Genomic DNA, 18,990 nt, shown 5'->3' with positions numbered 1-18,990 from the left:
GGTTCGAGAAGGATGGAGTGGCGGGAATGCCGGAAGCCAAACGACAGGAGACGATGCCGCCGCCGGCGGACGAGGCGATCGCCGCCGATGCGCGCGCGCTTTCGGCCCAGCTGCAGGCGATGCGCGACCGGCTGTTCGCGCCGACCTCGGTCAAGTCGCTGCGGCATTTCACCTCCGGCGAGGCGGCCCGCCTCGTCGGCGTCTCCGACGGGTATCTCCGCCAGATCGCGCTTGCGGGGGAGGGGCCGGAGGTCGCGACCGGCCCGGGCGGGCGCCGTCTCTACACGCTCGCCGACATCGACGCGCTGCGCCGCCGCCTCGCCGAGCAGGCGATCGCCAAGGGCAATGCCGCCAAGGCGCGCGCCTATCTCAAATGGCGCGATCCGTCCGCCGGCGAGCACCTCCAGGTCCTCTCCGTCACCAATTTCAAGGGCGGCTCGGGCAAGACGACCTCCTCGGTCCATCTCGCCCAGCACCTCGCCATGACCGGGCTTCGCGTGCTCGCCGTCGATCTCGATCCGCAGGCCTCGCTTTCGGCGCTGTTCGGCTACCAGCCGGAGCTCGACCTCTCCGGCAACGACACGATCTACGGCGCGATCCGCTACGATGCGGAGGCGCGGCCGCTGTCGGAGATCGTCCGCAAGACCTATTTCCACAATCTCGATCTCGTGCCGGGCAATCTCGAACTGCAGGAATTCGAGCATGCGACGCCGAAGGCGCTGGCCGAACGGCGCCCCGGCGACCAGGCGACGCTGTTCTTCACCCGCGTCCAGGCGGCGCTCGCGACGGTCGCCGACCAGTACGACGTCGTCGTCATCGACTGCCCGCCGCAGCTCGGCTACCTGACGCTGTCGGCGCTCTGCGCCTCCACCTCCGTCATCGTCACCGTGCATCCGCAGATGCTCGACGTCGCCTCGATGAGCCAGTTCCTGTTCATGACCTCGGACCTGCTCGGCGTCGTGCGCGAGGCCGGCGGCACGCTGAACTTCGATTTCCTGCGCTACCTCGTCACCCGCTTCGAGCCGCATGACGCGCCGCAGGCGCAGATCGTCGGCTTCCTGCGCTCGCTCTTCGGCGGGCGCGTGCTGACCGCCGCCATGCTGAAATCCACCGCTATCTCCGATGCAGGCCTCACCAAGCAGACGCTCTACGAGGTCGGCCGCGAGAATTTCTCGCGCGGCACCTATGATCGGGCGATGGAATCGCTCGAGGCGGTCAATGCCGAGATCGAGCAGCTGATCCACCGGGCCTGGGGACGCGCATGATGGCCGGGCGCGATCGGAAGAATTCCCTGAAGCAGCTTTTCGGCGGCGACATCGCCCCGGCTAGCCCCGAGGCGTCGATGCCGGCGCCGGAGCAGAAGTCGATGACGCCCTTCGTCGCGCCGGGGGAGGGGGCTTCCGGCCCGGACGGGCAGGGTGGCCAGGCCGGGCAGGGTCATGCGGGACAGGGCAACACCGGACAGGGTGGGCGCACGGCGTCCGGCGCGATCAAGGCGATGGGCCTGTCGCTCTCCTCGATCACGCGCGAGGCCGAGGAGGCGCGGGCGCTGCGCGAGGCGCTCGCGAGCGGCGAGCGCGTGCTGTCGCTGTCGACCGAGACGGTCGAGGCCTCCTTCGTCGCCGACCGGATGAGCGACGAGGCGCGCGACGATCCCGATTTCCTGGCGCTCGTCGACAGCATGCGCGACCACGGTCAGCAGGTGCCGATCCTGGTGCGCCCGATCGCCGGCAGGCCGGAGCACTATCAGGTCGCCTATGGCCACCGCCGGCTCAAGGCGGCCCGCCGTCTCGGCCGGCCGGTGCAGGCGATCGTGCGGCCGCTCACCGATGACGAGCTCGTGCTCGCCCAGGGCAAGGAGAATGCCGAGCGGCGCAACCTCTCCTTCATCGAGCGGGCGCTGTTTGCCCAGGCGCTCGCCGCGCGCGGCTTCGACCGCCGGCTGATCGGCGAGGCGCTCGTCGTGCAGAAGAGCGAGCTCTCCCGACTGATGCAGGTGGCGGATGCGGTGCCGATCCGCTTCGCCCATGCCGTCGGCCCGGCGCCGAAGGCCGGGCGCGAGCGCTGGATGGCGCTCGCCGAGATCTTCGAGAACGGCAACGGCGCGGAGGTCGAGAAGGCGATCGACGAGGTCCATTCCGCCCGCTTCCGCGCCGCCGACACCGACACGCGCTTCCAGATGCTGTTCGACCGGCTGAAGCGGCCGAAGCCGCCGGCGCCGGAAAAGCCGGGCACCGCGGCGCGGCGCGGCGACGGGCGGCTGGTCGCCCGGGTGACGCGCAGGGGCAGGGCGGTGAGCCTCGCTTTCGCCGACGACGTCGATGCCGGTTTCCTGGCAGCGCTCGGCGAGCGGATCGCCGCCGATTACGAGGCCTATCTCGCCGCCCGCGCCGCGGCGCAGGACGGAACGGCCTGAGGAGGAGGCAGGATCAGGCAGGCCCCCGCGGCGGGCCTTGCGCGACAGGAGGCCGGCGGTCCGAACATGAACGGCGCGGCGGGATGCGGGAAGAAAGCGCCCGACGGCGCAAGGCATGGCTCGCGAACGCCCGCAGCGTCGTTGCGCAACGACAGGCGTAGGAACAGGCGCCCGACGCGCAGGCGCGGATCCGGACGATCGCGCCACGTTTCAGCGGCTGCGGCCGGACCCGGAGCATGCCTCGTAAAACTGAATGTCGGTTTTGCGAGGGGGCATGCGGCGAAACGAAGACAGGAAGTGAAGGCGCGGATCTGCACGATTGCGCCACGCTTCGGAGCCGATTCGACCGGGTCCGCCCGGCCGGAAAGACGGTGAAACCCAGGAAAGGACGCACGGAGACAAGAAAAAAGGCCCCCAAAACGTCACCATTTCGGAAGCCCCTCTTCTATGTAGCAATTCAAGAGAATCACTTCCGGCGGACAAAGTCAACCGTCGCGGCGGCATCATTGCTCCGCGAAGCGCATTTCCTTTGCCCGGCCTTTCCGACTTCCGGACGGCCGGAGGGTCTCCTTTTGCCCCGAACCCCGGTTCGCGGCGCGGGAGAGCATGACCTGATCGGGCTCTGACGGGCGCTGCGGCTGACCGCCGCCGTGTCCGGACGGTTTGCCGTCGCCGGAAAGGCGCGGCGGCCCGCGGTCATCGATGCGGGGAGGGGCCTGTCCTCTCCCATGGGTTTTCTCCGCGATCCAGACGGTTTCGGGTCCTGCTTGCCTCGGTTCGAGGAGACGGACGATGATCGAACGCATTGCGACGACGCCCTTCGGCGGCGGACGGATGACCGCGCGCCTGTTCCGGCGGCAGAACGAGACGGCCGAGCGCCAGCGCGGCCTTGCAGACGGGGCGAATGACGGCGCGGTCGCCGACAAGTGGCAATTGCTGCGTGCGCTGACCGAGGCGCGCCGCGTCTTCGGCCTTGGCGACCGGACGATCACGCTTCTCGAGGCGCTGGTCTCTTTCACCACCGGGCGGGGGCTCGACGGGCGGGAGGCGATCATCGTCTTTCCGTCGAACCGGGAGCTTTCCATGCGCGCGCGCGGCATGGCGCCGGCGACGCTGCGCCGCCATCTGGCGGCCCTCGTCGAGGCTGGCCTGATCTTCCGCCGCGACAGCGCCAATGGCAAGCGTTACTGCCGGCGCGACGAGGCCGGCGCGGTGGAGGACGCCTTCGGCTTCGACCTTGCGCCGCTGGCGCTGAAGGCAGCTGAGATCATGGCGGCGGCCGACGCGGAGCGCGCCCGCGCCCGGGCCGAACGGGCGCTGCGGGCGGCCGTCACCCTGCATCGGCGGGATATTGCCAAGATCATCGCCGCCGCCCTGGAGGAGGAACGCAGCGGCGACTGGCCGGGCCTTTCCGTCCGGTTCGCAGCGCTCAACCATGCGCCTGGTCCCCGTGCCGGCATCAACAGCGTGCAGGAGCGCTGCGACGATCTCGCGCGGCTGCGCGCCGATGTGGAATACGCCTATCTTTCAAGTCTTTCCCATGAAGAAATGAGCGCCAATGACCATCATGGCGAGCGTCATATTCAGAATTCAAAGACACAACAGGCTATTGAATCCAGCGGCCGAGAAATAGAAAAGGGCAAAGCCGTCGCCTGGGCGCCGGAGCGCAAGATGGCGCTCTCCCTGTCGCGGGTGGTGCGGCTCTGCCCCTCGATCGTCGACTATGCCCGCGAGGGCGTCGCAAGCTGGAACGATCTGATCGCGGCGGCCGATCTCGTCCGCGCCATGCTCGGCGTGTCGCCGGATGCCTGGGCGAAGGCGAAGGCGGCGCTCGGCACAGCCGCGGCGGCCGTGGTGGTGGCGGCGATGCTGGAACGCGCCGAGACGATCCGCTCGCCGGGCGGCTATCTGCGCAGGCTCACCGAAAAAGCCTCCCGCTCCGCCTTCAGCATCTATCCGATGCTCGACGCGCTGGAGCGGCGGCGGTGAGGGCAGGCGACACTCGTCTTTGCGGCGAAGCGGTTTCCCGTCTATGATCAGCGCGTATTTTAGGCAATGTTCAGGGAGGATTTTCGTGGCGGCCCCGACGCTTTCGATCAGCACCACCGCGCCCGTCGACGGCGTCGAGACGGCGACGGCCAGGGATCTCTCCCGTCCGCCGGCGACGAAGCGTGCCTTCGTCGGCGATCTTGAAACTGGTTACGCGGTGTTCGTCGAGGATCTCGTCACCGGCGAGGTGACCGAGGTGCCCGGTTCCCGCGAAGGCATCCCGCTTGGCTTCACCGCGAACGAGCGCTTCCTCTACGTCGCCGATTATTACGATGACATTTTCGACCGTGGCAGGTCTTACCTCTTCGACACGCGGACCGGCGAGGTCATCGACATTGTTCCGGACACCAGCGTCGACACTTACTCTCTTTCCGCTTCGGACGACGGCACGATCGTCGCCTTCTCGTCGCGAACGGCCGTGTCGGGCGGCGACACGAATTCCGGGCGCGACATCTATGTGAAGAACATGGAGACCGGTGTCGTGACATTGATCACGAAGGGGGTGGAAGAGGGTTCGTACCCCCTCGATTTCCGCGATCCCGTCGTCAGCCGCGACGGCACCAAGGTGATCTACGGCATGGGCTATTGGGGGGGACCCGACTACCGTACGCTGTTCGTGCATGATCTCGTCACCGGCGAGACGATCCGGCTGCCGCAGGCGATGGGCAGGCAGCCGCTGCGCTTTTCCGACGATGGGACCTATGTGCTCTCGGACAATGGGGGTGGCCTGAAATTCGATCTCGCACCGGAGAGGCGGCTGAGTTTCACGGCGGCGACCGACGGCGACGAGGTGCGCTTCACTCCCGGCGATGGTTCGGTGACGGTGGTCACGCCCGTAACGGAGGGCACGCCGGTCGCGATCGACCATCTCTACGCGGCGGACGGCGACTATTCCGCGCGTCTCGTCGCGGTCGCCGACGGAGAACCCGACCGGACGAGCGACGTCAAGGTGTCGATCCGCGGCTTTTCCGGCGCGGCCGTCAACCTGACCGGCACGGCAGGCATCGACATGATGGTGCTGTCGCGCTTCGACGATACCGCCGTCGGCGGCAATGGCGACGACGTGCTGAAGGGAGGGGCCGGCGACGACCGTCTTTCGGGCGGCAACGGAAATGACGGGCTCGATGGCGGAACGGGCAAGGACCGGATGATCGGCGGCGCCGGCGACGACACCTATTTCGTCGACAATGCCGGCGACACGGTGATCGAAGCGGCCAATGGCGGCATTGACAGCGTCGTCTCGTCGGTCAGCTTCACGCTTGGCATCGGTGTCGAAAACCTGACGCTGGTGGGTGGGCCGGTTTTCACCGGCGGCGCTGATACCACCGGAACGGGCAATGATGCCGCCAACATCCTCATCGCCGAAGGCAACGGCATCAAGACGCTCTACGGCATGGGCGGCAACGACACGCTTGAGGCGCGCGGGCCAGCCTACCTGTTCGGTGGCGCCGGTGACGACACCTATATCATCGGCGCAGGCGCCATTGTGGTTATCGGCGAAGACGAGAACGGCGGCATCGACACGGTTCATGCCTATGTGAACACTGTCGAGCTTGCCGAGAATGTCGAGAACCTGACCTTCATGACGACTGCGGCGGCCACTGGCCAAGGCAATGCCTCCAACAACCGTATCATCGGCAATATCGGGAACGACACGCTCTATGGTGGCGACGGTGACGACCGGCTGGAAGGGGGCAAGGGCAACGACCAGCTTTGGGGATTCGAGGGCAGGGATCTGTTGATCGGCGGCAGCGGCGACGACACCTATTACTGGCAGCGTGGGGATCGCATCACTGAACGGGAAAACAGCGGCATCGACACCATCGTCACCGGTTCCGACATAGCATTGCCCGAGCATGTCGAAAATCTGGTGATCCAGGGCGGCGAGGATAGAAGGCAATTCGCCTCGGGCAACGACCAGGCGAATGTCATAGACCTGTGGGGCCACCCATACGGCGAAATTGAAGTCCATGGCAGAGGGGGCTCAGACATTATAACCAGCAGCCACGGACTGAACTCCCTGTATGGCGATGACGGCGACGACATCCTTGCCGCCACATCTGGAAACAGTGGCTCCTTTGCTACTGGAAATTATCTCTACGGCGGTGCCGGTAACGACACACTCTCATCCGTCTTTCGAGCCCGTCTCGAGGGCGGAACCGGCGACGATACCTATCGCATAACCAGATCCGACATTCAGACCATCGAACTTGCCGGAGAAGGCACGGATACCGTCGTCAGCACGATCGATTTCACCCTTGTGGACAATGTCGAGAATCTCGTTCTCGATGGCACGAAAGCCCTGGCCGGTGCCGGCAATGCCTTGAACAACAGCATCACCGGCAACAGCGCCAACAATAGTCTGGATGGCGGCGCCGGCAATGACAGGCTCGACGGAGGCGCGCGAGACGACACCCTCAACGGCGGCGACGGCGACGACACGCTGACCGGCGGGGATGGCAACGACCTGCTCAAGGGCGGTTACGGCATCGACCGGATGATCGGCGGCAAGGGCGATGACACCTATGGCTACACCGCCGGCGACATCATCGTCGAGGAAGCGGGTGGCGGCATCGACACGATCTCCACCACCGGCGCGGTGACCATCCCGCTGCAGGTGGAAAACCTCATCCTCGTCGGCCGCGCCCATGTCGGCGCGGTCGGCAATGGCGGCGCCAACGTGATGACCGGCAATGACGGCAACAACTACCTGCGCGGTCTCGGCGGCGCCGACAGGCTCTCGGGCGGTAACGGCAATGACACGCTCGCCGGCGGCGCCGGCCGCGACCTCCTTGAGGGCGGCGACGGCGCCGACACCTTTCTCTACCGCTCACGCGCGGAAGGCGGCGACACCATCGTCGACTTCACCAAGGGCAGCGACCGCGTCGCCATCTCCGCCTCCGGCTTCGCTCTGGACCTGAGCGCCCGGCCGCTCGGCGCCCACATGTTCGTCGTCGGCAGCGGCGCCACGGCAAACCGGGCCTACGCCCAGTTCCTCTACGATACCGACCTGCAGATCCTCTCCTTCGATGCCGACGGCAAAGGGGGCGCCAAGGCGATCGAGATCGCCAGCTTCGCCACTGCCATCACCCTTTCGGCAGGCGATATTCTCCTGATCTGAGGAGAGGCGTCAGTCCTGCGTCTCCGTCGGATCGCCGAGATCGATGCGCAGGCGGCGGATGAGGGCGGCCTGGCTGGTGGTTCCGGTCTTGCGGAAGATCGCGCGCAGCTGCGCGCGCACGGTCTCGCGCGAGACATTGTGACGAGTGGCGATCTCGGCCGGGGACTGGCCGCCGGCAATGCCTCCGGCGACCCGCGCCTCGCCTGGCGTCAGGTCGAAGAGGGCGGCGATCAGCGTGCGGTCGGGGGCGCTTCGCGCCCGGACGAGGCTGACGAGCAGCAGCGCGACGGCATGGCCGAAGAGGTCGCGCGCCTCGCCGGCCGAAGGGATCAGGTGCAGCACCATCGGCTCGCGGCCGCCGGTCAGCGGGAAGGACATCGGCATGCGGAAATCGCGCCCGACGAGGCGCTGGAGCGCGTTGGTGAGCAGGGCCTGCACCGTTTCCGCCTCGACATGCAGGCGGTCGCGCGCGCCGATGCGCAAGGGCGGGTCGAGCGCCTGGAAGCGGTCGTTGGCGGCGAGCACGCCGCCGTCGGCGCGGATGAGCGCGGCCGGGATGCCTGCGACGTCGAAGCCGGCGACCACGGCGCGGGCGCGCTCGAAGCGCAGTTTCGCCGTCAGCAGCGCCGCGCGCGACAGATGCGGCCGCATCTCCTCGAGGAAGGCCATGGCGTCGTCGGTGAGCGGCCCGTCCTTCCACGCCTTGTCGACGGAAAAGACCAGCGTCTCGCCGCTCGGCATCGGGATCATCAGCCCCGCGCCCCAGCCGCCGCCGGCGGGAATGAAGAAATCGCGGATCAGCGGCATGGCCGCGATCTCCTCGCGCGAGAAGATGTCGATGTCGCGGACGAAGCCCGGCGGCCGGTGGCGCATCGAATAGTCGACGCGCGGATTGCGCGCCGCCCAGCCGTCGAGGTGATAGCGGTTGCAGGTGGGGGCGCAGTCCGGCGAGGACATCCAGATCGGAATGTCCTCGTCGACGGTGATCAGCGTGCAGCCAAAGGCGCCGGTCCGCCGCGTCATCGCGTCGAGCACCACGGGCCACAGTTCCGGCAGCGCCGCCGCCTCGTAGATCCTGGAGACTTCCATTCGCCCGCCCTCCCGCAACGCCATCCTGCCGAAGGACGGCGCGTCGGGCAAGGGCGGCGACCGAGCCGCCGACGCCCGTGCCGCGCTCAGGCGATGACGAGGAAGTCGGCCGCCGTCAGCCGCAGTCCCTCGCCGATCTGCGCAAAGACGATCGGCGTCGTCGCGCCGGTCCCGTCGGCGTCGTAGGAGAGCGTTCCGTCCTTGCGGTTGTAGACGATCCGGTCGTCGCGATCCTCGGCCCTGCCGGTCGCATTGGCGACGAAGGCGGATTTCGGCAGCGCGATCGTCCCGTCCTTGTCCGAGGCGGGCACCTTGGGCAGCGCCCTGAAGATGTCGTCGTCGAGCAGGATCGTGTCGTCGCGCACGCTGAAGTCGGTGATCGTGTCGACGTTGCGGCGCAGGGCCGTGTCGAAGACGAAGCTGTCCTTTCCGGCGCCGCCCGTCAGCACGTCGTTGCCCTGCTTGCCCGAGATCGTGTTGTCGTGGCGGTTGCCGGTCAGCGTGTTGGAAAGGCCGTTGCCGACGAGCAGCGTCGGCGGCGGCGCGGCGGCGCTCTTCTGTCCGGTGCCGCCAGCGGCCGGAATGTCGGCGAGCCTGATCGTGTCGACGCCCGCCGGGCCGCGATCGACGTCGACGCCGGAGATCAGCGCATCCTTCTTCGTCGCGCTCGCCTTGTAGGCATCGAGCCCCGTCTTGGTGCCGACATAGCCGTATTTGGTGTCGGAGGTCTCGAAGCTGTTGTTCTTGAAGGTGACGTTGTCCTTGGGCCGGATGATCTCGCGGGTGTCGGGGGCGCGAAGAAATTTGCTATCGAAATCTTTGTCGATATTCTGGATCGCGAATTCAAATCCGGTTTTAATCACAACCTCGCTGAGCTTGAGAGATTTTCCAGCGAAGGGATGTAAAACCTCGACAAATATCTGCATAAGATCCTTTGCGTCCAGAATTTTTTGCTGTTCATCGACATTTTTCTTCAGCATGTTTTTGAGGATTTTCTGGCACGCCTTGTCCGCCATGTCAGTAAAAGCTTTTGCCGTTGCCTCTCCGATGTGCTTTTCACTGTTTTCAAGTATCGCTTTGACGATTTTCTTTTTCAGCGCATCGGCGGATTTTTCCAGGGCCTTCTTGTAGATTTTGGAGAACAGTTCGCCTGCACCGTATTCCAGGGCAGGTTTCAGCAGGTTGAATGTGTCGATCAGTTTCTTCGAGAACGCCTCGAGAGCGCGGCTCGCCCTGGCTTCGGCATTGGGCGAATAGGTAATCGAGGCGGATGGCGCTCCGCCAAAAACGTTCGAGAAGGTTATGGAAAAATCGTCAGGATCGATGCGGCCTTCGAATGCGATGCGGGCTTCAAGCCTGTTCAACGTATCGCTGAAGAAGCTGATCGTCGTAAAGTCGGCCTCGGTATAGATGATGGCCCTGTCGACCGACGAGCCACCGAAGAGATGCGCTGTCTCCCCGACCTCGAAATCCGTGATATAGTCGCGTCCGTCGACGTAGAAGGTATCCCGGCCCGATCCGCCTGTCAGTTTGTCCTGAATCTGCCTTTGGGACGTGACGGCGATGAGGGTGTCATTGCCAGCGCCACCGTCAAGCCAGTTGACGGAGTCGTCGGGCGAGACGAAGAAGAACCGCGCATCGCCGGCATAGAGGGTATCGTCCCCGCCCGCTCCCGACAGACGGTCCTCGCCGAAGCCGCCATAGATCATCTCCCCCAGATCCCCTCCGGTGATGGTGTCGTTGCCGATGCCACCGTCGAAGGCCGCGTAGGCGTATCCGATCTCGATCGCCTTGGCGCGCGAGGGAAGAACGACCGTGTCATCCCCCGTAAAGGCATGGTCGCCGAGCCCGAGGGCGGCGTCGGCCGTCGTGAACGTGTTGAAATCGACGGTGTCGGAGGCGGAGGTGAACAGAGGGGCGACGAACTTGTTGAGGTACTCATAGGTGTGAAAGCGGGCCCTTCCCTCTCTGCCTACGAAATCGTCAAGTACCGAGATTTCCTCGTATTGCTGCGCCCTGCTTTCGAGATCGAAAGGGGAGGCTGCATCAAGCGTCACGATCTCGAGGCGTCCATGCCGAACGGGCACACGCAGGCCCTGAGTGGTGAACCCGTAGACTTGGCTTTCCGCATCAACAAGCTCCCAGATACCGATATCGGCACTTGAATCCACCAAATTGACGGTTGTGAGCCTCTCTGAGACGAAAGACCGAATTTGGTTCAGGACGTCGTCACCCAACCCCGTCGCGTTGAGAGTGTCGATGAGGCGTGTCGTGGGTTCCTCGAAGATATAGGTGCCGCCAACAAGGGGAACTTCGGCGATCGTATACGAGAACCGGATGCCGACATAATGCACGTTCCTCGCCATTCCGCGTTCCCTCTTGATTGCCGCGCACACCTTCCAGAAGGCGTCATGGACAGGTGCATTGACCGGCGATCATACAGCGGCATGCAGGAGCGGCATCCTCCAAACGGGTTACGAGCGCCGGCGAAACCCGCGCCGATCCTCTTCCTCGATTGTGGACATCCGCCCTTTACCTTGCGGGAGCCTCCTCTAGTTTGCCTCAGGGAACGCCGTCATGCGCTCAGGCCGGCGCGCGGATCGTGACACGAGGGGCAAGATCATGGGGCAGGACGTGCCGGCGCGGGCGTGCTACGGCGAGGCGCTTTTCGTCTTCAACACGCATTCCATATGTTGATCCTGCCCATGAAACCCTCCCTCGACGCGCGGATCGCCCCCTGGCTCTACGCCCTCCTCGCCGCGCTCACCGCCGGCGCGTTTTCCGCCGACTTGATGCTGCCGCTCGGGACCGCGGTCTGGCTCGCCTATATTCTCGCCATCTCGCTCTCCTTCTTCACGAGCCGCCCGCTGCTGCCGCCGGCGCTTGCCGCGCTGTCGACCGTGCTGATCGTTGTCGGCTACCTCGCGGCGCCCGAAAGCGCGATCGCCGGCCTCGCGCAGCTCAACCGTACGCTTTGCATCCTGATCGCCTGGATCCTGGCCGGCTGCGGCTATGTCTTCATCGTCGTGCGCGAGCGGATGAAGGCCGAGGAATGGCTGAAGGCGGCCGAGCTTGGCCTCGGCGCGGCGATGGCCGGGGAACAGACGCCCTCCGAGCTCGCCGCCCGCATCCTCGACAGGATGCGCGAGGCGCTTCAGGCCGAGAGTGCGGCGCTTTTCGTCCGCGACGAGAGCGTGTTCCGCCGCCAGGCCGCCTACGGCATTCCCGCCGATGCGCCGGTGCCGGCGACGGTGACGGCGGGCGACGGGCTCCTCGGCCAGGCGGCCCGCGACGGCAGCGTCATCGAGCTCTCCGACGTGCCGGAGAACTACATCTATGTCGGCTCGGCGCTCGGCCGGGCGATCCCGCGCCACCTGACCATCGCCGCCGCCTCGGCCGATGGCGTCGTCGAGGCGGTGATGGAGCTCGGCTTCCTGAAGAGCCCGCCAGCGCGCCGGCGCGCCGCGCTCGCCCGCTTCGCGCCGATGATCGCGGTGGCGCTGCGCTCGGCCCAGTACCGCGCCACGCTCGCCCGCCTGCTCGAGGAGACGCGCCAGCAGGCCGACGAACTCTCCGCCCAGGGCGACGAGCTGCGCGCCGCCAATGACGAGCTCGAGGCACAGGCGCGCGCGCTGCAGGATTCGCAGGCGCGGCTCGAACACCAGCAGGCCGAGCTCGAGCAGAACAATGCCGAGCTCGAGGCCCAGACGCAGGAGCTCGCCGCCCAGCGCGACGAACTCGCCCGCGCCCAGACGACGCTTCTCGACCAGACGCGCGAGCTGGAGCAGTCGAGCCGCTACAAGTCCGAATTCCTCTCCAACATGTCGCACGAGCTGCGCACGCCGCTGAACTCGCTGCTGATCCTCGCCCAGCTGCTCGCCGAGAACCGCAGCGGCAACCTGACCGAGGAGCAGGTGAAGTTCGCCCGCACCATCGGCTCGTCGGGCAATGACCTGCTGACGCTGATCAACGACATCCTCGACATCTCGAAGATCGAGGCGGGCCAGGTCGAGATCGCGGTGCGGCCGGTCGCCCTTGCCGAGATCGCGGCGAAGATGCAGGCGACCTTCGAGCCGACCGCGGCGAACCGCGGGCTGACCCTTGCCGTCGAGCGCGCGCCCGACCTGCCGGACACGATCGTCACCGATCCGCTGCGGCTCGAACAGGTGCTGAAGAATTTCCTGTCGAACGCGCTGAAATTCACCCACAAGGGCGGCGTGACGCTGTCGCTCGCCCGCGACGGCGCCGACATCGCCTTCGTCGTCACCGATACCGGCATCGGCATTCCCCAGGAGCAGCAGAAGGCGATCTTCGAACCCTTCCGCCAGGCGGACGGCACGATCAGCCGCAGATATGGCGGAACGGGCCTCGGCCTGTCGATCTCGCGCGAGCTTGCCGCCCTTCTCGGCGGCCGCATCGCGGTCAGCAGCCGGGAAGGCGAGGGCAGCGCCTTCTCCGTCATCCTGCCGCAGCGCTACGAGGCGGAGAACGCGCCCGGCCGGGCGGTGGCCTCGGGAAGGACCGTGACGGTGACGCGCGCCGAGGAACCGGTCCGCCCGCCGGCGCCGGCCGTTCCCGCGCTCCCGCCCGTCGCGGCCTCGGGACCAATCGAGGACGACCGCGCGGCGATCGTGGCCGGCGAGCGGGTGATGCTCGCCGTCGAGGACGACGCGGCCTTCGCCGGCATCCTCTACGACCTTGCCCGCGAGCTCGGCTTCCGCTGCGTCGTCGCCGGCACGGCGGACGAGGGCGTGACGCTCGCGCACCGGTTCCTGCCCCAGGCGATCATCCTCGACATCGGCCTGCCGGACCATACCGGCCTCTTCGTGCTCGACCGGCTGAAGCACGACCTGCGCACCCGCCATATCCCGGTCCATGTCGTCTCCGGCGCCGATTACATGCTGAAGGCCCGCGCGCTCGGCGCCGCCGGCTACACGCTGAAGCCGGTGAAGCGGGAGGAGCTCGTCGAGGCGCTGAGGGGCGTCGAGGGCAACCTCGTCGAGCCGCTGCGCCGCGTGCTCGTCGTCGAGGACGACCAGACCCAGCTCGAAAGCGTGCAGCGGCTGATCGGCTCGCTGAACGTCGAGACGGTCGGCGCCAAGACGGCGGCCGAATGCGTCGAGCGGCTCGCCGAGCAGGCCTTCGACTGCGTCGTGCTCGACCTGACGCTGCCGGACGCGACCGGCCTCGACGTCGTCGACCGGCTGCGGCAGAACCCTTCGGTGACGCTGCCGCCGGTGATCGTCTATACCGGCCGCGATCTCTCCGCCGACGACGAGATGCGGTTGAGGCGCAGCGCCCAGTCGATCATCATCAAGGGGGCGAAATCGCCCGAGCGCCTGCTCGACGAGGTGACGCTGTTCCTCCACCAGGTGGTCTCCGCCCTGCCGAATCGGCAGCAGGAGATGCTGGCGAAATCGCTCAACCGCGACGAGGCGGTTGAGGGCCGCGACATCCTCGTCGTCGAGGACGACGTGCGCAACGTCTATGCGCTGACTAGCATCTTCGAGGCGCATGGCGCCCGCGTCACCATCGCCCGCAACGGGCGCGAGGCGCTCGCCGCCATCGACGCGCGGATGGAGGCGGGCGCGGGCGTGCCCTTCGACCTCGTGCTGATGGACGTGATGATGCCGGAGATGGACGGTCTGACGGCGACGCGCGAGATCCGCGCGCGCAAGCGGCTGAACGCCCTGCCGGTGATCATGCTGACGGCGAAGGCGATGCCGCAGGACCAGGCGCTCTGCCTGGAGGCCGGCGCCAACGACTACCTCGCCAAGCCGCTCGACGTCGACAAGCTCCTGTCGCTGGTGCGCGTGTGGATGCCGCGATGAGCCTGCCGGTGCTTCCCGTACGGCCCGTCGGCGAGATCGAGCTCGACCTCCTGCTCGAGGCGATCTACCGGATGAGCCATTACGACTTCCGCGGCTATGCCCGCGCCTCGCTCGCCCGGCGGCTGGAGCAGGCGCGCCAGCATTTTTCCTGCGACAGCCTGTCGATGCTGCAGCACCGCGTGCTGCACGATCCGGCGGTCTTCCACGGCCTCCTCAACTTCCTCACCGTGCAGGTGAGCGAGCTCTTCCGCGATCCCGTCTACTACCTCGCGATCCGCCGCGAGGTGATCCCGCATCTGCGCACCTATCCCTCGCTGAAGGTCTGGGTCGCGGGCTGCAGCGACGGCGAGGAGCTCTATTCGCTCGCCATCCTGTTTCGCGAGGAGGGGCTGTTCGACCGGACCGTCTTCTATGCCACCGACATCAATCCCGAGGCGCTGGCCAAGGCCCAGGCCGGCATCTACGCCATCGACCGCCTGCCGCTCTTCATCGAGAACCACCGCGCCTCGGGCGCCGCGACACCGCTCTCCGACCACTACACCGCCGCCTATGGCGCGGCCGCCTTCGACCGGACGCTGCGGGCCCGGACGGTTTTTTCCGAGCACAGCCTCGTCTCCGATGCGGTTTTCGCCGAGGTGCATCTTGTCTCCTGCCGGAATGTTCTGATCTACTTCGACAGGGCGCTGCAGGACCGCGTCTTCGGGCTTTTCGCCGAATCCCTGGTGCGCGGCGGCTTCCTCGGCCTCGGCCTGCAGGAGACCCTCGGCTTCTCGCCGGTGAACCGGCAGTTCGACGCCTTCAGCGTCCGGGAGAAGATCTATCGCAAGAAACCCGTCCAGCCGGGCGAGGGGGGAGAGCGCCATGGCGCCGTTTGAGCCGGCCACGTCGACGATGCCCGTGAAGTTTCTCCTGGTCGACGACCTCGAGGAGAACCTCGTGGCGATGGAGGCGCTGCTCGCGCGCGACGGGCTGGAGCTGATCCGCGCCCGCTCGGGCGCCGAGGCGCTGGAGCTTCTCCTGAAGCACGAGGTCGGTCTGGCGCTGCTCGACGTGCAGATGCCGGAGATGGACGGCTTCGAGCTGGCCGAGCTGATGCGCGGCACGGAGCGCACGCGCCACATCCCGATCATCTTCGTCACGGCGCTTCCCGCCGACGAGCGGCGCCGCTTCCGCGGCTACGAGATGGGCGCGGTCGACTACCTGCAGAAGCCGATCGATCCGCAGGTGATCGCCAGCAAGACCCATGTGTTCTTCGAGCTCGCCCGCCAGCGCCGCGAGCTCGCCGCCAAGGCCGAGGCGCTGACCGCGGCGCTCGGCGAACTCGAGGCCCATACCGACAATTCGCCGCTCGCCTTCGTCCGCTTCTCCGCCGACCTTGCGATCGCCGGCTGGTCGGAAGGCGCGATCCGCCTGTTCGGCTGGAGCGCCCGCGAGGCGATCGGGCGCCGGCCCGAAGATCTCGGCTGGCTCGACGCGGAGGCGGCCGCGCTGTTTGCCGCCGCCGCGTCGGGCCTCGTCGCCGGCCAGGCGGCGGCACGGCGGACGGTGCTGTCGCTCGACGCCCGCGACAAGGCCGGCGGCAGGGTCGCCGGCGAATGGTATCTCTCCGTCCTGCCCGGACGGGACGGGCGCGCGCCCTTCTCCGCGCAGATCCTCGACGTGACCGAGCGCCACCGCGCCGAGGAGACGCAGCGCCTGCTGATCGGCGAGCTCAACCACCGCGTCAAGAACACGCTGGCGACGGTGCAGGCGATCGCCACCCAGACCTTCCGCCACACACGCGGTCCCGAAACCTTCAACCGCACCTTCACCGGGCGGCTGCAGGCGCTGTCGAAGGCGCATTCGCTGCTGTCGGCCCGCACCTGGGAGGGCGCGTGCCTTGCCGAGCTGGTGCGCGAGCAGCTCTCGCTCGGCGCGCTCGACCCCGCCCGTGTCGCCGTCGCCGGCCCCGAGGTCAAGCTCAAGCCGCAGCAGGCGCTGCAATGGGCGATGATCCTGCACGAGCTTGCGACCAACGCGGTGAAATACGGCGCCCATTCCGTCCCCTCCGGCCGGCTTTCGGTCACCTGGCGGGTGGCGGACGGGCTGCTGTCGATCGAATGGCGCGAGCGCGGCGGGCCGCCGCCCGAGGCGGGCGGACGGCGCGGCTTCGGCACGACGCTGATCGAGACGAGCGCGCGCACGGAAGGCGGCGAGGCGGTGCTGGAAACGATGGCGGACGGGCTTGTCTGGCGGATCTCGATGGCGGTTCCGGACGATGCGCTCGTCGCCTTCGACCGCGCCGTGGAGGCGGAGACGGCAGCCGTCGCGCCGCAGGCGGAGCCCGCGCCGCCAGCGCGCAAGCGCATCCTGATCATCGAGGACGAGCCGCTGGTGGCGCTCGACCTTGAGGCGACGCTGGCCGAGCGCGGCTACGAAATCAGCGCCACGGCGACGAGCGTCAAGGAGGCGCTGGAGGCGATGCAGGACGCGGCGATCGATCTGGCGCTTCTCGACGGCAACCTGCGCGGCGATCCGGTCGACGGCGTCGCCGGCGCGCTTGCCGACCGCGCCATTCCCTTCGTTTTCGTCAGCGGCTACGGGCGGGAGAACCTGCCGGTCGATTTCGACGACATCCCGATCATCGAGAAGCCGTTCAATCCGGACGAATTGCTGCGCCGCGTCGACAGCATGATCGGCCGCGCCGTCTGAGGCTTGCGGGTCAGGCCTTGGCGGCCTTCTTGCGCGCCGCGCGGGAAGGCGGAGCGGCAATGGAGGGCGCTTCGGCCTCGCGCGCCTCGCGCAGCTTGCGCAGGCTTTCCGTCTTGCGCACGCGCTCGGCGGCTTCCGCCAGCACGATCTGCCGCGCCGCCGTGTCGGTCGACGAGGCTTTCTGCTCGGCCGACGATTTGGCGGGCTTGAAGATGTTGTCCTTGGTAACGGCCATCATGGCCTCCTTTCGGGAGGGGCAACTCGGGAGGAGCGACCGGGGGAACGCGCGGCGCGCCTTGCGCGGGGTGCAGGCGCGGCAGGCCGGGACCCGGAGGAGCACGCCGGAGGGCGCGCCCGAAACGACAAAAGGCCGGGCAATCGCCCGACCTCTCACGGTCATCCGCGCCGCGCTGCCAGTACATCCGTGGTCAGCGGGGCGAACGAAAACTTAGGCCGCGCGCAGATTGTCGGCGGAATTCTTGCCGGACTTGCGGTCCCGCACGATCTCGTAGCCGATCTTCTGGCCATCGGCGAGCGAGCGCATGCCGGCGCGTTCGACGGCGGAGATGTGGACGAACACGTCCGTGCCGCCATCGTCAGGCTGGATGAAGCCGAAGCCCTTGGTGGCGTTGAACCATTTGACGGTACCCGTATTCATGGCATTGTCCTTTCAAAACAAAGGTAGGGGTTCCCGCGATACCCTGCGGGATTTGGATCGAGTATTTGAGAGGAAATCCGACGGGAGCGCGATGCTCTGGACCGATGTCACAAGCAATGGTCGATGACCTATATTTAGGCGCATCGTGGCATAATAGCAACCGCAATCCGGATTTTAATCGGATTTTCCGGGAAAATACGCGCCATGCCGATGAAATCGCTTGGAAATTCATACGGTCCCCGCGGATGCCGTCTTTTTCGCCCCCGTCGCCGCGCCTTCTGGCAAAGCGCCACATTCGTCCGCCAGAGATCGGGCCGGTACGGGTGGGCAGGAGGGGACGAGAATTGAAACGGCATGTCATCGGGGCGCTGGCCTCGGCCGCGCTCGCGGCGATCGCGACACCCGGCGGCGCGGCGGCGGAGCCCTGCGCCCGCGAGGCCTTCGAGGGCGGGCGCCATGTCGTCTGCACGCTCGGCGCCCATGACCTCGCGCGGCTCGGGCTCTACTGGCGCGATGCGGACGGAAAGCCGTTTCGCGGCTTCTCGCGCCTCGACAGGGCCGTGCGGGAAAAGGGCGGCTCGCTCGTCTTTGCCGTCAATGCCGGCATGTATCTCTCCGATTACACGCCGATGGGCCTCTATGTCGCCGAGGGAAGCGAGGAGCGGCCGGTGAACACCGAGGCTGCGGCGCCCGGCATCCGTCCCGTGCCGAACTTCTTCAAGGAGCCGAACGGCGTCTTCTTCGTCGGGGCGGCCGGGGCGGGCGTGGCGACGACGCGGGACTTCGTCGCGCGCCGCCCGCAGGTGCGGCTTGCCACCCAGTCCGGGCCGATGCTGGTCATGAAGGGCAGGCTGAACCCGATCTTCATCGTCGGCTCTAAGGACCGGACGCGGCGCAGCGGCGTCGGCGTCTGCGAGGGCGGCGCGGTCAAGATCGCCGTCAGCGAGGGCGACGTCAATTTCCACGATTTCGCCCGCCTCTTCCGCGACCGTCTCGGCTGCCCCGACGCGCTCTTCCTCGACGGCGGCAACGGCGTCGGCCTCTTCAGCCCAGCCTTGCGCGTCAACGACTGGTCCTGGCACGGCGGCTTCGGGCCGATGCTCGGCTTCGTCGGAGAGGCAAGGTAGCGGATCGC

12 protein-coding genes are annotated in these 18,990 nt (G+C 67.2%); 8 read left to right on the top strand and 4 right to left on the bottom strand.

What is annotated here, in order from left to right; translation table 11 throughout:
* Nucleotides 1-26 precede the first annotated feature (26 nt).
* The 4 genes from repA (at nt 27) to ACEVQ6_RS17010 (ending at nt 7,586) form a co-directional block, all read left to right on the top strand.
* Nucleotides 27-1,265 (top strand): plasmid partitioning protein RepA, encoded by a 1,239-nt coding sequence (gene repA / locus ACEVQ6_RS17025; RefSeq protein ID WP_374890227.1) that lies wholly within the window; start codon nt 27-29, stop codon nt 1,263-1,265.
* Nucleotides 1,265-2,416, top strand: a complete 1,152-nt coding sequence (repB, locus tag ACEVQ6_RS17020) for a plasmid partitioning protein RepB (RefSeq protein WP_374890226.1) — start codon at nt 1,265-1,267, stop codon at nt 2,414-2,416. The genes repA and repB overlap by 1 nt, the downstream gene beginning before the upstream one ends.
* A gap of 792 nt (nt 2,417-3,208) precedes the next feature.
* Nucleotides 3,209-4,405, top strand: coding sequence for a plasmid replication protein RepC (repC, locus tag ACEVQ6_RS17015; protein WP_374890225.1), 1,197 nt, complete (start codon nt 3,209-3,211; stop codon nt 4,403-4,405).
* Nucleotides 4,406-4,490: 85 nt separating this feature from the next.
* A complete protein-coding gene (locus tag ACEVQ6_RS17010) occupies nt 4,491-7,586 on the top strand; it encodes a hypothetical protein (RefSeq protein WP_374890224.1) in 3,096 nt (1,031 codons plus the stop codon).
* A 9-nt stretch (nt 7,587-7,595) separates the two neighbouring features.
* On the opposite strand, the gene ACEVQ6_RS17005 is transcribed toward ACEVQ6_RS17010, so the two are convergent.
* Nucleotides 7,596-8,675 (bottom strand): helix-turn-helix transcriptional regulator, encoded by a 1,080-nt coding sequence (locus tag ACEVQ6_RS17005; protein WP_374890223.1) that lies wholly within the window; start codon nt 8,673-8,675, stop codon nt 7,596-7,598.
* Nucleotides 8,676-8,761: 86 nt separating this feature from the next.
* Nucleotides 8,762-11,041, bottom strand: coding sequence for a calcium-binding protein (locus ACEVQ6_RS17000; protein ID WP_374890222.1), 2,280 nt, complete (start codon nt 11,039-11,041; stop codon nt 8,762-8,764).
* A gap of 339 nt (nt 11,042-11,380) precedes the next feature.
* On the opposite strand from ACEVQ6_RS17000, the gene ACEVQ6_RS16995 reads away from it, so the two are divergent.
* The 3 genes from ACEVQ6_RS16995 to ACEVQ6_RS16985 are packed head-to-tail and all read left to right on the top strand — an operon-like array spanning nt 11,381 to nt 17,197.
* The gene (locus ACEVQ6_RS16995) at nt 11,381-14,506 is read left to right on the top strand and encodes a response regulator (RefSeq protein WP_374890221.1); all 3,126 of its coding nucleotides are present in this window, start codon (nt 11,381-11,383) and stop codon (nt 14,504-14,506) included.
* Entirely contained in the window at nt 14,503-15,381 is an 879-nt protein-coding gene (locus tag ACEVQ6_RS16990; RefSeq protein ID WP_374890220.1) for a CheR family methyltransferase, read from the top strand. Before ACEVQ6_RS16995 ends, ACEVQ6_RS16990 begins: the two co-directional genes overlap by 4 nt.
* A complete protein-coding gene (locus ACEVQ6_RS16985) occupies nt 15,368-17,197 on the top strand; it encodes a response regulator (RefSeq protein WP_374890219.1) in 1,830 nt (609 codons plus the stop codon). Before ACEVQ6_RS16990 ends, ACEVQ6_RS16985 begins: the two co-directional genes overlap by 14 nt.
* 10 nt (nt 17,198-17,207) lie before the next feature.
* On the opposite strand, the gene ACEVQ6_RS16980 is transcribed toward ACEVQ6_RS16985, so the two are convergent.
* Nucleotides 17,208-17,432, bottom strand: coding sequence for a hypothetical protein (locus ACEVQ6_RS16980; protein WP_374890218.1), 225 nt, complete (start codon nt 17,430-17,432; stop codon nt 17,208-17,210).
* Between the two features lie 213 nt (nt 17,433-17,645).
* Nucleotides 17,646-17,855, bottom strand: coding sequence for a cold-shock protein (locus ACEVQ6_RS16975; RefSeq protein ID WP_374890217.1), 210 nt, complete (start codon nt 17,853-17,855; stop codon nt 17,646-17,648).
* Between the two features lie 344 nt (nt 17,856-18,199).
* On the opposite strand from ACEVQ6_RS16975, the gene ACEVQ6_RS16970 reads away from it, so the two are divergent.
* A complete protein-coding gene (locus tag ACEVQ6_RS16970) occupies nt 18,200-18,982 on the top strand; it encodes a phosphodiester glycosidase family protein (RefSeq protein ID WP_374890216.1) in 783 nt (260 codons plus the stop codon).
* The last annotated feature ends 8 nt before the right edge of the window (nt 18,983-18,990 follow it).

This window comes from Ensifer soli, from assembly GCF_041928815.1.
In the GTDB taxonomy this organism is placed as follows: domain Bacteria; phylum Pseudomonadota; class Alphaproteobacteria; order Rhizobiales; family Rhizobiaceae; genus JBHFEI01.
Note: the sequence above shows the minus strand (reverse complement) of the source record. Positions and strands in the feature narration are given on the sequence as shown.

Excerpts from the sequence above, each read along its gene's own strand:
- repA (WP_374890227.1), top strand. The coding sequence starts at position 27 with ATGCCGGAAGCCAAACGACAGGAGACGATGCCGCCGCCGGCGGACGAG.
- repB (WP_374890226.1), top strand. The coding sequence starts at position 1,265 with ATGGCCGGGCGCGATCGGAAGAATTCCCTGAAGCAGCTTTTCGGCGGC.
- repC (WP_374890225.1), top strand. The coding sequence starts at position 3,209 with ATGATCGAACGCATTGCGACGACGCCCTTCGGCGGCGGACGGATGACC.
- ACEVQ6_RS17005 (WP_374890223.1), bottom strand. The coding sequence starts at position 8,675 with ATGGAAGTCTCCAGGATCTACGAGGCGGCGGCGCTGCCGGAACTGTGG.
- ACEVQ6_RS17000 (WP_374890222.1), bottom strand. The coding sequence starts at position 11,041 with ATGGCGAGGAACGTGCATTATGTCGGCATCCGGTTCTCGTATACGATC.
- ACEVQ6_RS16995 (WP_374890221.1), top strand. The coding sequence starts at position 11,381 with ATGAAACCCTCCCTCGACGCGCGGATCGCCCCCTGGCTCTACGCCCTC.
- ACEVQ6_RS16990 (WP_374890220.1), top strand. The coding sequence starts at position 14,503 with ATGAGCCTGCCGGTGCTTCCCGTACGGCCCGTCGGCGAGATCGAGCTC.
- ACEVQ6_RS16985 (WP_374890219.1), top strand. The coding sequence starts at position 15,368 with ATGGCGCCGTTTGAGCCGGCCACGTCGACGATGCCCGTGAAGTTTCTC.
- ACEVQ6_RS16980 (WP_374890218.1), bottom strand. The coding sequence starts at position 17,432 with ATGGCCGTTACCAAGGACAACATCTTCAAGCCCGCCAAATCGTCGGCC.
- ACEVQ6_RS16975 (WP_374890217.1), bottom strand. The coding sequence starts at position 17,855 with ATGAATACGGGTACCGTCAAATGGTTCAACGCCACCAAGGGCTTCGGC.